This window comes from Desulfoplanes sp. (assembly GCF_054921335.1).
The window spans coordinates 1-15,207 of sequence record NZ_JBUDSQ010000067.1 but is presented as its reverse complement, the minus strand read 5'-3'; the positions used below and the strand labels follow the sequence as shown (position 1 = coordinate 15,207).

7 protein-coding genes are annotated in these 15,207 nt (G+C 56.6%); 6 read left to right on the top strand and 1 reads right to left on the bottom strand.

Annotation, left to right across the window (positions count from 1 at the left end):
• The first annotated feature begins 19 nt into the window (after positions 1-19).
• The 6 genes from nifJ to ACY692_RS11875 all read left to right on the top strand — a co-directional run bounded on the left by nifJ (position 20) and on the right by ACY692_RS11875 (position 11,711).
• Positions 20-3,544, top strand: coding sequence for a pyruvate:ferredoxin (flavodoxin) oxidoreductase (gene nifJ / locus ACY692_RS11900; RefSeq protein ID WP_462325589.1), 3,525 nt, complete (start codon positions 20-22; stop codon positions 3,542-3,544).
• Between the two features lie 277 nt (positions 3,545-3,821).
• Entirely contained in the window at positions 3,822-5,486 is a 1,665-nt protein-coding gene (locus ACY692_RS11895; RefSeq protein ID WP_462325588.1) for an L-lactate permease, read from the top strand.
• 114 nt (positions 5,487-5,600) lie between these two features.
• Positions 5,601-6,986, top strand: coding sequence for an FAD-binding oxidoreductase (locus tag ACY692_RS11890; RefSeq protein WP_462325587.1), 1,386 nt, complete (start codon positions 5,601-5,603; stop codon positions 6,984-6,986).
• Between the two features lies 1 nt (position 6,987).
• The gene (locus ACY692_RS11885) at positions 6,988-8,286 is read left to right on the top strand and encodes a (Fe-S)-binding protein (protein ID WP_462325586.1); all 1,299 of its coding nucleotides are present in this window, start codon (positions 6,988-6,990) and stop codon (positions 8,284-8,286) included.
• 177 nt (positions 8,287-8,463) lie between these two features.
• Positions 8,464-10,575 carry an acetate--CoA ligase family protein gene (locus tag ACY692_RS11880; RefSeq protein WP_462325585.1) on the top strand — a complete coding sequence of 704 codons (2,112 nt, stop codon included), beginning with the start codon at positions 8,464-8,466 and terminating at the stop codon, positions 10,573-10,575.
• Positions 10,576-10,646: 71 nt separating this feature from the next.
• On the top strand, positions 10,647-11,711 hold the full coding sequence (locus ACY692_RS11875) for a phosphotransacetylase family protein (RefSeq protein WP_462325584.1): 1,065 nt from the start codon (positions 10,647-10,649) through the stop codon (positions 11,709-11,711).
• A 98-nt stretch (positions 11,712-11,809) separates the two neighbouring features.
• Here ACY692_RS11875 and ACY692_RS11870 read toward each other — a convergent pair whose 3' ends face one another.
• Positions 11,810-14,992 carry an SNF2-related protein gene (locus ACY692_RS11870; protein ID WP_462325583.1) on the bottom strand — a complete coding sequence of 1,061 codons (3,183 nt, stop codon included), beginning with the start codon at positions 14,990-14,992 and terminating at the stop codon, positions 11,810-11,812.
• Positions 14,993-15,207: the final 215 nt, after the last annotated feature.

Sequence of the window (15,207 nt, the reverse complement as noted above, 5' to 3'; positions counted from 1 at the left end):
CAAAGGAGCCACCAATATCATGGGCATGACAACCAAGACCATGGATGGAAATACCGCCACCGCCTACGTGGCCTACGCCATGAGCGACGCCGCCGCCATCTATCCCATCACCCCGTCCTCGACCATGGGAGAGATCGCCGATGAGTGGGCCGCCCAGGGCCGCAAAAACATCTTTGACCAGGTTCTCCAGATCCGGGAGATGCAGTCCGAGGCCGGAGCCGCCGGGGCGGTACACGGCTCATTGGCAGCAGGGGCCCTGACCTCGACCTTTACGGCCTCACAGGGCCTTTTGCTCATGATTCCAAACATGTATAAAATCTCCGGCGAGCTCCTTCCCGGGGTCTTCCATGTGACGGCCCGCGCCCTGGCCGCCCACGCCCTGTCCATTTTCGGGGACCACTCCGATGTCATGGCCGCCCGCCAGACCGGATTCGCCTTTCTGGCCTCGGGTTCCGTGCAGGAAGCCCATGACATGGCCCTGGTGGCCCATCTCTCCTCCGTGCAGGCCTCGCTCCCCTTTGTCCATTTTTTCGACGGATTCCGGACCTCCCATGAAATCCAGAAAATCCAGGTTCTGGACTATGCGGACATGGCCGGGCTCATGGATCCCGAAGCCGTCGAAGAATTCAGACAGCGGGCCATGAATCCCGAACACCCCCATATCCGCGGCACGGCCCAGAATCCGGATATCTATTTCCAGAATAGGGAAGCGGCAAACGCTTTCTACGATCAGCTTCCGGCCCTTGTCTCGGCCAACATGAAAAAGGTCGCCGCCCTCACGGGACGTTCCTACAAACTCTTCGACTATGTGGGCCACAAAGAGGCCGACCGGGTCATCGTGTCCATGGGCTCTTCGTGCGAGACCATCGAAGAAGTGGTCAACCACCTGGTCAAGCAGGGCGAACGGGTCGGCCTGGTCAAGGTCCGGTTGTTCCGTCCCTTTGTCACGGAGGCCTTCTTTGCCGCCCTACCGGCCACGGCAACCTCCATCACCGTCCTGGACCGGACCAAGGAACCCGGAGCCACCGGCGACCCCCTGTATCAGGACGTGTGCACCGCATTCATGGAGCGGGCCGAGACCCCGAGAATCTCCGGGGGACGCTACGGGCTGGGCTCCAAGGAGTTCCAGCCGTCCATGGTCAAGGCGGTTTTCGACAACATGCTCGCGGCTGCGCCCAAGAACCATTTCACCGTGGGTATCGAAGACGACGTCACCCACACATCCCTCGACATGAGTGAAGCATTGAACACCACCCCCGAAGGCACGGTCCAGTGCATGTTCTGGGGGCTGGGTTCCGACGGCACAGTGGGGGCCAACAAGAGCGCCATCAAGATCATCGGCGACAACACGGACATGTATGCCCAGGGCTATTTCGCCTATGATTCCAAGAAATCCGGCGGCATCACCGTGTCCCATCTCCGGTTCGGGCACAGCCCCATCCAGTCGACCTATCTGGTCAATGCGGCCGACTTCGTGGCCTGCCACAAATCGAGCTATGTCCACCAGTACGATATCCTGGAAACCATCAAGGACGGGGGCACCTTCCTGCTCAACGCCCCCTGGACCCTGGAAGAGATGGAATCCGAACTGCCGGCCTCTCTCAAACGGATCATCGCCCGCAAAAACCTCAAATTCCACACCATCGACGCCGTTAAAATCGCAGCATCCGTGGGCCTTGGTGGCCGCATCAACATGGTCATGCAGACCGCATTTTTCAAGCTCACCGAAGTCATCCCCTTTGATGAGGCTGTCCGCCTGCTCAAGGATTCCATCAAAAAGACCTATGGGAAAAAGGGCGACAAGATCGTGAACATGAACGTCGCGGCCGTGGATCAGGCCGCGGAGAATCTGCTCACCGTTGACTATCCGGAATCCTGGACAGAGGCGAAGGACGAGAATGCCACCGCGTCAAACGATCCCACGTACATCAGTGATGTGGTCCGGCCCATTCTGGCCCAGCAGGGCGATAAGCTGCCCGTGTCCGCGTTCGAACCCGACGGCATCGTGCCCCTGGGCACCTCGGCCTGCGAGAAACGGGGCGTGGCCATCATGGTTCCCCAATGGATCGGAGAGAACTGCATCCAGTGCAACCAATGCGCCTTTGTCTGCCCCCATGCCGCTATCCGTCCTGTGCTGGCCAATGGAGGTGAAATAGCGGATGCGCCCACAACCTTCGATACCCTGGAGGCCAGGGGTAAGGAACTCACGGGTCTGAAATTCAGGATCCAGGTGAACACCATGGATTGTCTGGGATGCGGCAATTGCGCCGACATCTGCCCGGCCAAGGACAAGGCCCTGGTCATGAAGCCCCTGGCCACCCAGACCGAAAAAGAGGTCCCCAACTTCGACTTTTCCCAGACCCTGGCCATCAAGGACTCGGTGATGAAACGCGACTCCCTCAAGGGCAGCCAGTTCCAGCAGCCCCTCATCGAGTTCTCCGGTGCCTGCGCCGGTTGCGGGGAGACCCCATACGTCAAGGTTCTCACCCAGCTCTTTGGCGAACGCATGTTCATCGCCAATGCCACCGGCTGTTCCTCCATCTGGGGGGCATCGGCACCCACAACTCCCTACTGCACCAACAAGTACGGCCACGGGCCTGTCTGGGGCAACTCCCTTTTCGAGGACGCCGCGGAATACGGCTACGGCATGGGTATGGCCGTGAACCAGCGCCGCAACAAACTGGCTGACCTGCTCACCAAGGCCAAAGATCTGGTCGAATCCTCAGAGCTTACCCGTGCCGTGGACGGCTGGCTTGCTGATCGCAACGATCCCGAGCAGTCCAAAAAACATGGGGAAACCATTCTGAACCTTCTGGGGAACGAAGAAGACCTTCCCCTGTTCGACGAGATCTTCGCCCTCTCCGACCTGCTGACCAAAAAATCCGTCTGGATTTTTGGCGGGGACGGCTGGGCCTATGATATCGGCTACGGCGGGTTGGACCACGTTCTGGCCTCGGGCGAGGACATCAATGTCCTGGTCATGGATACCGAAGTCTATTCCAATACGGGCGGACAGTCCTCCAAGTCCACTCCACTGGGATCCATTGCCAAGTTCGCGGCCTCGGGTAAACGGACCTCCAAAAAAGACCTCGGACGTATGGCCATGACCTACGGGTACGTGTATGTGGCTTCAGTATCCATGGGCGCGAACAAGAACCAGATGCTCAAGGCCTTCAAGGAGGCCGAATCCTACCCCGGCCCGTCTCTGATCATCTGCTACGCCCCGTGCATCAACCACGGTATCCGCAAGGGCATGGGCAAGACCCAGGAAGCGGAACGGTTGGCCGTGGCCTCGGGGTACTGGCCCCTGTATAGATACAACCCCCTGCTGGCCGATGAAGGCAAGAACCCCTTTATTCTCGATTCCAAGGGCCCGGATGGCACTCTGCAGGAATTCCTGGGCGGGGAAAACAGATACGCTCGGCTGGAAAAGACCAATCCCGGAGCGAGCGAACAACTCAGAAGAACCATCGAGCAGCAGTATGAAGAGCGTTTCAAGGCTCTGGAGCAGATGGCTGCAGTACCGACCGGCGATAACGCCTAGGTCCATACAATTCCAGTAATTCCCGAAAAGATTCGCCATAAACCCCACAACCCCGGCGAATCATGCAGGGGCGATCCATCAAGCATCGCCCGTTTTCTCAAGCCCCGCGAGGCGAGAGAAAACAATCGTTGCGGCATAAAACGGGATATGCCGACCCAATCATAGGGAACCGGGTTCCTCTGTAACGACACGGGCCCGGTTCCAACGGTAGTACCAGGTTTGAGGCTAAGGCAGCTCCATTTTTACCGTCTAATTATTTGCTCAGGAGGAATGTTCCATGAATTCAATTTTGGCTCTGGCCCCCATTCTTACCGTCTTCTTTTTTCTGGTCATTCTCAGATGGCCGGCGAAAAAGGCCATGCCCCTGGCGCTGGTTGTGACCTCAGTACTGGCCTATTTCTACTGGCAGGTTTCAGGCGTGGTCATCGCCGCATCCATTGTCCAGGGGGTCACCATCTGTGCGGCCATTCTCTGGATCGTTTTTGGCGCACTGCTCATGTTAAACACCCTGACCAACAGCGGGGCCGTGGCCACCATTCGAAAGGGGTTCATGGACATAACCCCTGACCGACGCATCCAGGCCATGATCATCGCCTGGATGTTCGGTGCCTTCATCGAAGGGGCCGCCGGATTCGGCACCCCGGCAGCAGTGGCCGCACCCCTGCTCATGGCGGTGGGATTCCCGGCCATGGCAGCGGTCACGGTGGCACTGATCATCCAATCCACCCCGGTCTCCTTCGGTGCGGTGGGCACCCCCATCCTCCTTGGGGTCAAAACCGGTCTGGACAACCCCGTGGTTCATGACGCTCTCAACGCCGTGGGCATGCCGTTCATGGATTACATCTATGCCGTCGGCTGGAACGTGGCTCTCTTCCACGGCATCATCGGAACCATGATCCCGCTGTTCCTCGCAATCATCCTGACCCGGTTCTACGGTAAGGAGAAATCCATCAAGAAAGGTCTTGAAGTCCTGCCTTTCGCCATTTTCGCCGGACTGGCCCTGACGGTTCCCTACGTCACCGTGGCCTACTTCCTCGGACCCGAGTTCCCTTCACTGCTGGGCGGCCTGATCGGACTGGGCATTATCATCGTTGCGGCCAAAAATAACTTTCTGGTCCCCGCAAAAAGCTGGGACTTCGCCCCTGAAGAAGAATGGGACCCGTCCTGGACGGGTACCTACAAGCCTGCCCACGGTGATATCCGTTCGCACATGACCCTGTTCAAGGCATGGTCCCCCTACGTCCTGGTCGGCCTGTTCCTGGTTCTCTCCAGAACCGTCCCGGCCATCAAGGGCATGCTCACATCCCTGAGCGTTCCGGTGACCAACGTCTTTGGTACGGGTATCGGCTACACCGTCAAACCCCTGTACCTTCCCGGATTCATCTTTGTTCTGGCCGTGGCCTGCGCCTACTTCATCCAGCGCATGAAACCCACGGAGATGGGCAATGCCACCAAGGCGGCCTTCAAGACCACCGTACAGGCATCCTTTGCCCTCGGATTTGCCATCCCCATGGTCCGCGTGTTCATCAACTCCGGAACCAACATGAGCGGCCTGGAAAGTATGCCCCTGGAACTGGCCACCGGCGTGGCCCACCTGGTGGGTGAAGCATGGACCGGTTTTGCCGCTGTCATCGGTGCCCTTGGCGCCTTCATCGCCGGTTCCAATACCATCAGCAACATGATGTTCTCCCTGTTCCAGTTCGGCGTGGCCACCGAGATCGCCGTGCCCCAGTCCGTGATCGTGGCCCTGCAGGCCGTGGGCGGAGCAGCCGGTAACATGATCACCGTACACAACGTTGTTGCAGCCGCAGCCGTTGTCGGACTCATGGACCGTGAAGGCGAGATCATCCGCAAGACCCTGATCCCGTTGACCTATTATCTGATCGCAGCGGCCATCCTCGGCTTCCTGTTCGTGGGTGCCGGATTCGGCGTCATCCTCTAGCCTTGCGTCTACAACCATCGTATGTGGGGGGACAGGTGTTCCCCCACATACCGGTACCATCGCAACGTCACCTTCATCACTGATTTTTTCGACCACTCCCAGGAGATACTCGTCATGATAACAAAAGCACTCATCAAGGAACTAAGGACCCTACTCGGGGACGAAAACGTCATGGATAGCGAGGTCGACCGTATCTCCTATTCCTATGACTCGGCCGTCCTCGAAAGCGTTGTCCCCGAATTGGTGGTCCGTCCCATCAACAGTGAAACCCTGGGCAAGGTGGTCAAACTGTGCAACGAGAATAAAATTCCCATGACCGTACGGGGTTCGGGCACCAACCTGAGCGGGGGAACCATCCCCTCGTCCACCCACGGCATGGTTGTTTTGACCAACGGACTGAACAAGATCCTGGAGATCAACGAAAACGACCTGTACGCCGTGGTCCAGCCGGGCGTGGTCACGGCAAAATTCGCTGCGGCCGTGGCAGAAAAGGGACTCTTCTATCCTCCGGACCCGGGGAGCATGGCCGTGTCCACTCTGGGCGGCAATGTGGCTGAAAACGCCGGAGGACTTCGGGGCCTCAAGTACGGTGTGACCAAAGACTACGTCATGGGCGTGGATTTTTGGGACGTGAACGGCAACCTGGTCAAATCCGGTTCCCGCACGGTCAAATGCGTGAGCGGATACAACCTGGGCGGCTTGATGATCGCCTCGGAAGGGACTCTGGGCGTCTTTGACCAGATCATTTTAAAACTCGTTCCGCCCCCGACCGCATCCAAGGCCATGCTTGCCGTCTTCGACGACATGGCCAAGGCCTCGGAAACCGTATCCGCCATCATCTCCGAAAAAATTGTTCCCTGCACCCTTGAATTTTTGGACAACTTCACCATCCGCACGGTGGAGGACTACTCCAAGGCCGGGCTGCCAACCGATGCCGAGGCCCTTCTACTCATCGAGGTGGATGGCCATCCCGCCCAGGTGGAAGAGGAGGCCCAAAAAATTATGGGGCTGTGTACCAAGCTGGGAGCCTCGAGCGTGACTGCGGCCAAGAACGCCCAGGAAAAAGCGGCCATCTGGCAGGCCCGCCGCGATGCCCTGCCCGCCCTGGCACGGCTCAAGCCGACAACAGTGCTCGAAGACGCCACCGTGCCCCGCAGCCAGATTCCGGCCATGATCGCGGCCATCCGGTCCATCGCCAAGAAACAACATCTGCCCATCGGGATCTTCGGCCATGCGGGCGACGGCAATCTCCACCCGACCATTCTATGCGACAAGCGGGACAAGGAAGAGTTCACCAGGGTCGAACAGGCCGTGGACGAGATCTTTGAACACGCACTGGCCCTTCAGGGAACCCTTTCCGGAGAACACGGCATCGGCATTGCCAAGAGCAAATTCCTGGAACACGAGGTATCCAGATCGACTATCGAATTCTGCCGCCATCTGAAAACATCCCTGGACCCCAACGGCATCCTCAATCCGGGCAAGATCATTGGAGGTTAGCATGTCCAGCGACGTGAAAGAACTGAGCAGAATGCTCAAGGAACTCGACGACCAGATGGCCGTATGCATGCATTGCGGCCTGTGCCAGGCGGTCTGTCCGGTATTTGCAGAGACCATGAAAGAGGCCGATGTGGCCCGCGGCAAGATCATCCTGCTGGAAAATCTGGCCCAGGAGATGGTCAAGGACCCCAAAAAGGTCAAGGAAAGCCTGGACAAGTGTCTGCTCTGCGGTTCCTGCGCGGCCAACTGCCCATCAGGTGTCAAGATCCTGGACATCTTCCTGAACGCCCGGGCCATCCTGACCAAATACGTGGGACTCTCCCCCACCAAAAAGGCCATCTTCAAGGGCATGCTCTCCCGGCCCAAGCTGTTCAACCGGATTCTGGACATGGCCTCCATGTTCCAGGGGATAGCCGTGAAAAAAGAAAGCCCTGTGGTGCATACGGCTTCATGTGCCATGCTAAGGCCCATGCTCGGGGAGCGCCATTTCCCGGCCCTGGCCAAGAAATCCCTGCACCGGAAGATCAAATCCCTGAACACCCCGGCCGGCTCCAGCGGAGTCAAGGTGGCCTTTTATCCCGGATGCATGCTGGACAAGATCTACCCGCACATCGCCGAAACCTGCATCAAGGTGCTCACCCATCACGGCGTGGGGGTCTTCATGCCCGAAGGCCAGGCCTGCTGCGGCATTCCGGCCCTGGCCTCGGGGGATACCCAGACCCATGTCTCTCTGACCAGAAAGAACCTCGAAACATTCTTGCAGGAAGACTTCGATTATCTGGTCACGGCATGCGCCACGTGCACGTCCACCATCAAGGAAGTCTGGCCCCTCATGGACCAGGGCTTCACTCCGGTGGAAAAGGAACAGATACAATCCATCTCCGACAAAACCATGGATATATCCGCCTTTCTCGTGGACATCATCGGGGTGAGTGCGCCCATGCTGCCCGAACACGGCGGGCGCAGCGTGACCTACCACGACCCCTGTCACCTGAAAAAATCCATGGGCGTGGCCGCACAACCGCGGACCCTGATCAAGGCCAATCCCCACTTCAAACTCCAGGAAATGGCCGATGCCGACCGGTGCTGCGGGTGCGGCGGCAGCTTCAACCTGCAGCACTATGAACTGTCCAAGAATATCGGGCAGCAAAAACGGGACAACATCGTCGCCAGCAATGCCCAGATCGTTGCCACGGGCTGTCCCGCCTGCATGCTCCAGATCCAGGACAATCTGTCCAGGAACCATGACCCCATCGAGGTCAAGCACACCATTGAAATCTACGCAGAAATGATTAATTGATATAACGACGTTGTCGGGAGCGGGGCCAGGACACGCACCCACTGCCGTTCGTTCCCGGCATTTCATGGAGCGATTTGTGTTCCGTTCTTTTAGGGGGACAGGGGACAAATCGTTCCATGAACACAAGGTCGGCTATTGTGTCTTTTCCCTGCAGACAATCAACCCACGGAAAATATCATGTCCTACGAAAAGAATATCCAGGCGCTTTTCAACCCCCAGACCGTAGCGGTCATCGGGGCCTCGGGAACCCCGGGAAAAATCGGGCACACCATCATCTCCAACATGCTCCAGGCCGGTTATGGGGGAACCCTCTATCCGGTCAATCCCAAGGCCACGGAGATTCTGGGACTCACGGTGACCAATGCCGTCAAAGACCTTCCTACCGGCCTTGATCTGGCCGTCCTGACCATCCCCAAACAGTTCGTACTGGCCTCCCTGGAAGAACTGGCTGCCATAAAAACCAAATCGGCGATCATCATTACCGCCGGCTTCAAAGAGGTCGGCCACGAGGGATACAAGCTTGAAAAGGCTGTGGCCGAATTGTGTGAGCGTGAAAATATCGCCCTCATCGGGCCCAACTGCCTGGGCATGATAAATATTGGGGGCAAGGTGAATGCCTCCTTTGCCTCTGGGTCCCCCAACGCCGGGAATATCGCTTTTTTCTCCCAGTCAGGGGCCCTGTGTTCGTCGATCCTGGACTGGGCCCAGGGGGAAAACATGGGATTTTCCAAATTCATCAGTCTGGGCAATGAGGCCGTACTCAACGAAAGCCACATGCTCGATTATCTGGGCGAAGATCCTGACACCTCGGTCATCCTTGGATATATCGAAAACATCGGTGATGGGAACGAATTCATGGCCAAGGCCAAGAAGGTCACCCCCAAAAAGCCGGTGATCATGGTCAAATCCGGAACCACTTCGGCCGGGGCCAAGGCGGCCTCCTCCCACACTGGATCGATTGCCGGATCGGACAACGTGTATACTGCCGCCTTCAACCAGGCAGGGGTCATCAGGGCGGGCTCCATCGAATCCCTGTTCAACCTGGCCCTGGCCTTTTCCCAGCAGCCGGTGCCAAAGGGACCGAACCTGGGCATTGTGACAAACGCCGGCGGACCTGGAATCATGGCCGCGGACGCCTGTGAAAAATCCGCCCTGAACATGGCCTCCATAGCCCTATCCACAGTGAACAAACTCAAGGAGGTTCTTCCCCCCTACGCATCTCCCTACAATCCCATCGATATCGCCGGGGATGCCGATTCCAAATGCTTTGGCAACGCCCTTGAGGTTGTTCTCGAAGATGACAACATCCATGCGGTCCTGGTCATGCTCACCCCGACCTCCACGGCGGCCAACGATCTCGAGGCAATCACCGAGGCCATCATCCGGGTGTCCAAGACAACGACCAAGCCGATCTTTCCCTGCTATATGGGCAAGCAGCGTACATCCGACGGCCAGAAAATGCTCCAGGCCGCCGGTCTCCCCTGTTATACATTTCCAGAACCGGCCATTGCCAGCATAGAAACCATGTACCGCTATCACATGTGGCAAAACCGGGAACAACCGATTGTTCCCAAAATTTCGAGGGATCTCGAAAAAGCCGGGGGAGTCATCGCCAGGGCCAAGGATAGCGGGGCTTCCGAGATCGTCGAATTCCAGGCCCAAGAGATATTGACCGCCTATGATCTTCCCGTCCCAAGGACCCAGCTAGCCCGGACCAGTGATGACGCCGTTGCGGCAGCGGACAGCATCGGGTATCCGGTCGTGCTCAAGATCGCTTCCCCCCAGATTTCCCACAAAAGTGACGTGGGCGGGGTCAAAGTAGGGCTAAAAAACGCCGAACAGGTCCGGGAAGCATTTTTGGACATCACCTTGCGGGCCCAAAAAATGCGCCCAGAGGCGATGATCACCGGTTGTCTCGTTCAGGAAATGGCCCCCAAGGGTGCCAAGGAAATCATCATCGGATTCAAACGGGACGAACAATTCGGTCCCTTACTCATGTTCGGTCTTGGGGGTATCTATGTCGAGGTCTTGAAAGACATCTCTTTTAGGCTCGCCCCCTTGAGTACGGAAGACGCCCACACCATCATTCGGGAAATAAGGTCGTACATGCTTCTTAAAGGGGTCCGTGGCGAGCGGTCCGTGAACTTCAAAGCCATTGAAAAAATCCTGCTGACCATGTCCCAACTCTCCCTGGATTTTCCTGAAATCTATGAGGCCGAATTCAATCCGGTTCTGGTCAATGCCGACAGGGCCGTCGTGGCCGATGTACGTCTGTCACTCAATGTCTGATCCCACGTAGGAAATACTCCCAACCAGGAAATTACCCACAACGCATGTGTTCCATACACAAGGAGAAAAACATGAAAGGCTTGTACATAGGATCAACAAGCGGCTATGCCGGAAAAAACATGATTGCCCTGGCCCTGGGCATGAAATTCCAGAAAGATGGTTTGGATATCGGCTACATGAAGCCGGTGGGAGCAGTACCGGCAAGAACCGAGGACAAGCTCGGTGACGAGGACGGTTTTTTTCTCCAAAGCGTCCTCGGGCTCGAGGAAGACCCGGCAATGGTAACCCCCGTCGTGGTCACCCATGATTTCAAAATAAATGCCCTCTCCGGCAATTGCGAATCCCCCCTCCCGAAAATCAAGGCCGCCTATACCCAGCTTTCAAAGGGAAAGGACCTGATGGTTGTAGGGGGATCCGGCAGCTTCCTCCACTCGGGAAAATACTGCGGTGTCGATGGCCCGAGCATTGTCAACGAGCTCGGCCTGAAGACCATTCTGGTCGACCGGTACGTCAAGGACACGAATTACGACTACCTGATGTGCGCCAAAGAGAAGTTGGGTGACGGGTTCATCGGCGTGGTCTTCAATGATGTGCCGGCCGATGTGCGGGAAGAGGTCGAAAGCGTGATCACCCCTTTTCTTGAGAACAATGGGGTCAAGGTCCTGGGGATCATTCCTCCCGATCCGATCATGCAGTCCATCACCATCCAGGACCTTTCAGACAGACTGGGCGGAAAGATCGTCTCGGTCAGCTCCAAGTCGGAAAAAATCGTGCAGAATTTTCTCATCGGGACCATGCAGGTGGAAAACTTCATGACCCATTTCAAAAAACACCCCAATGCGGCGATTATCGTTGGCGGTGACCGATCCGATGTCCAGCTCGTGGCCATGGAAGGGGGCGCACCCTGCCTCGTCCTGACCGGAAACCTTTATCCCAACGACATTATTCTCAGCCGGTCCGAGGTCCTGGGGGTTCCGATCATCATTGTCCGCGACGATACCTATACCGTGGCCAATAAAATGGAAAATATTCTCAAAAGCCACAAGCTCAGGGATATCGTCAAGATCAACCAGGCGACACAGATCATCAACACCAGCGTGGATGTTCCGGCCATCAAGGCTCCCCTTGGGGTCTAGCATTCCCCACAAAAAGAGATAGGGTATAGAAAAACGGGCGTTCCGGCCAAGACCGGAACGCCCGTTTTTCTATACATACAATCGGGGGGCGGAGTATCTCAGGAAAATAGCTTCTCGATATCTTCCCTGGTTATCTCCCGGAGCATAGCTTTGCTCCCCTGCATGATGGAATGGACGAGTTCGCGTTTTTTCTCCTGCAGGGCGACCACTTTCTCCTCCACGGTGCCCTCGCTGATGAGCCGATAGGTGAAAACGGGCTTTTCCTGTCCGATACGATGGACCCGGTCGACGGCCTGCATTTCCACCGCTGGATTCCACCAGGGATCCATGAGAAAAACATAATCCGCAGCCGTGAGATTGAGCCCGACACCTCCGGCCTTGAGACTGACCAGAAAAACGGGAATGGCAGGATCCGTCTGGAACGACGCGATCCGCCTTTTCCGGGTTACGGGGCGGGTCCTCCCGTCAAGATACTCGTAGGGGATATTGGCATCCTCCAAGGCCTTGCGGATAATGGATAAAAATTGGGTGAACTGGGAAAAGACGATCCCCTTGTGTCCACTGGGCACGATCTTGTTGAGCATGTTCATCAGGGTCTGCAGTTTACCCGTCAGATCGTCGTTTTCCTGCAGCAGACCGGGATGGCAAGCTGCCTGGCGCAAACGGAGCAACCCCTCCAGGATTTTGATCTTGCTCCTCCCGAGCCCCTTGTTATCGACCTGTGCCAGGATCTCCGACCGATAATGGTTCTTGACCTGGTCATATACTTTGACCTGGTCATCGCTCATTGCACAAAGAATAGTTTCCTCGGTCTTATCCGGAAGATCAGTGGCCACCTCCTCCTTGGTCCGTCTGAGGATAAAGGGCCGGATCATGTTCGCCAGGGCCTTACCCGACGTGTCGTCCCCTTGGGAGATGGGCTTGGCAAAACGTTTGTCAAAATGTGTCGGGCTGCCGAGCATACCGGGATTCAAGAACTCCATCTGCGACCACAGCTCACCCACGTTGTTCTCCAGGGGGGTCCCTGTCAGACAGAGCCGATGGGAGCCGTCCAGAGCCCTGGCCGCCTTGGCGGTAAGGGCCTCGGAGTTCTTGATCATCTGGCTTTCATCCAGGATAATATAGGCAAAGGCAACCGACTGTAACAGCTCGATATCGTTCCGAAGGATTCCGTAGGTTGTCAGCACGAGATCAAACTGGACCAGCTCCGACCGGTCGGAGGTCCTTGCAGTGCCTGCGTGGACCAACACGGAAAGCTCAGGAGTGAACCGCCGGCTTTCCGATTGCCAGTTATAGAGCAAAGACGTGGGCATGACGACAAGATTTGTCCCCGCCTTCCCCCTCCCCTTGAGATGATCGAGCCAAGCGAGAACCTGGACCGTCTTGCCCAATCCCATGTCATCGGCCAGGACCCCACCAAAATGGAAACCATTGAGGAACTCGAGCCACCCCAGGGACTCGCATTGGTACTGGCGGAGTTTTCCGCAAAAGGAATCCGGAGGATCCAGGGGGGCAATCCCCTTGAAGCGGGCCAGGCCATCCCGGACATGCTGGAATCGCTCATCCACATCCACTTCGGCCCTGCTGTCGAGCAATGCGTCGATGACCAATGCCTGGGAAGAATGGAACCGCAATTCCTTGTCGTCCCCCCTGCCGGCCTTATCCACCCCTGCCTGAAGATATGGGGCGAATTGGTCCAACCATGCTTCCGGGAGCAACCCCTTGCTCCCGTCACTGAGGTCAAATTCCTTCATCCCCTTGAGATAGGCCCGGATGACTTTGGGCAATGGGACGACAATCCCACCGAAATCCACGTCACCATCAAGATCAAACCAGTTAATGCCCGAGGTTACCTTGAGCGTGGACAGGTTCCCAGAGGTGATCTTCTTTTTGTCACTGGCCCGGACCGTCCACCCCCTTTCGGCCAGATCTGAAACCACCGGGTGGATTCTTTCCGCTGCAAGATACCCATCCCCGTCGTCCTCCACGAGTCTATTGAAATCGGCGATCGCTTTGTGCTCGAACCCATTTTGGCGGTTAATACGTCTCCATTGGTCAGGATCGAGGATTTCGGGCCGGGGATCCTCAGCTGGAACATCCCAGCCGTCATAGTCGAAAACCACCCTCCCCTGCGCTCCCCCGGCGACAAAGGTCAACTCGACGATGGGGACCGGTAGGATACTCTCCTGGCAGACCTCGGGCAGAACCCTTTCGGGAAACTCGATCTGCACGGGCAGGGACGACTGGAAGTGCGCTTGAACAAGATTGCGGACATCCTTGGCCGGTACATGGACGGACGATTTCTTTTGTAACCCACGGAGACGAGTAACGTCCAACAGTTCATCATCGAGCATGTGCACGACCCCGTCACGCACAAGATGGACAGGCGTTCCGGGAACAACCGTATATCCATCGTCGAATGGACACGTACCAAAGGGAGGACTACCAACCAAAACCGGTTCGAGATCAAGGGTTCTTTTACGGCCGGATTCTTCACGCACAGATTCCATGCGCAAGGAGAGCGTATAGGGGCTACCTTTACGCAGATAGACTTCCCCGCGGGCGGGATGGTTGACAAGGCAACGGCCCGTCTCCGCGAGCAGGGGAAGGAGCGCCCCGTTGAGCAAGGAAGGCAGGGTGCATGAAGAAATTTTTTTATATTGCTCGAAATAGTGGTAGTAGCGCCCATACAAATCAGGATATTGACCTATGGAGGCCATACTTTCCAAAATGTGTTTATCGGCCCGGGACAACAACGGCTCTTTTAAAATAGATCGGGGTACCTCCTTTATCCGTTGCCCCATTTCTCCGTTTTTCTTCACATACCGCAACCAGGTATCAACCAGGGTCCCCCCACTATCGAACGTGATACGGTAGAGAAGGATATAGTCACCAGGATCACCGGTATAGGCTATTTTTTCTTCGCCGCCATCACCGAGAAGCAAACGTTCCCATGGGCGCGGGGCCTTGGGGATGCTATCCCCCGTGCCTCTGGACAAAAACTCATCAGCCGCTCTGAGAAGGGCCCATAGATGGGGACAGGCCGTGCCCTCGCTACGGAATTCTCGGCATGTGCATGAGACCTGGAAGGAGTCGGAGGACTTTTTGTCCAGGATACTCATGAAACGGGTTTCTTTGCCCTTGAGCGATCCCTTGATCTCCTCCGGGGTTACCTTGCTCAGGACGATCCTCCCCTGATCGTACAAGGTGTTGCCATTGGATTGGGCTGTTGATTGGAAAAAATAGCGCAGACGATCCTGCCAGGAGGGTAGTGTACTCATAATATAAAAAAATTTATGACTGGATTTATAAAAGTGGATACCTGATGACCTATCTGATCAAAAAAACAGGTTCCTCTTACGGCCTGAAGACCGAAAAGTAAACGTGCACATTCCCTGTGCGTCTGTGCGGACGTCCGCAACAATTTCCTGAATTTACAGTCCTTCTCGCGCATAAACGCCAAAGAGCCCCTGCAGTTTGCACTGCAGGGGCTCTT

Excerpts from the sequence above, each read along its gene's own strand:
- ACY692_RS11875 (WP_462325584.1), top strand. The coding sequence starts at position 10,647 with ATGAAAGGCTTGTACATAGGATCAACAAGCGGCTATGCCGGAAAAAAC.
- ACY692_RS11890 (WP_462325587.1), top strand. The coding sequence starts at position 5,601 with ATGATAACAAAAGCACTCATCAAGGAACTAAGGACCCTACTCGGGGAC.
- ACY692_RS11895 (WP_462325588.1), top strand. The coding sequence starts at position 3,822 with ATGAATTCAATTTTGGCTCTGGCCCCCATTCTTACCGTCTTCTTTTTT.
- ACY692_RS11880 (WP_462325585.1), top strand. The coding sequence starts at position 8,464 with ATGTCCTACGAAAAGAATATCCAGGCGCTTTTCAACCCCCAGACCGTA.
- ACY692_RS11885 (WP_462325586.1), top strand. The coding sequence starts at position 6,988 with ATGTCCAGCGACGTGAAAGAACTGAGCAGAATGCTCAAGGAACTCGAC.
- ACY692_RS11870 (WP_462325583.1), bottom strand. The coding sequence starts at position 14,992 with ATGAGTACACTACCCTCCTGGCAGGATCGTCTGCGCTATTTTTTCCAA.
- nifJ (WP_462325589.1), top strand. The coding sequence starts at position 20 with ATGGGCATGACAACCAAGACCATGGATGGAAATACCGCCACCGCCTAC.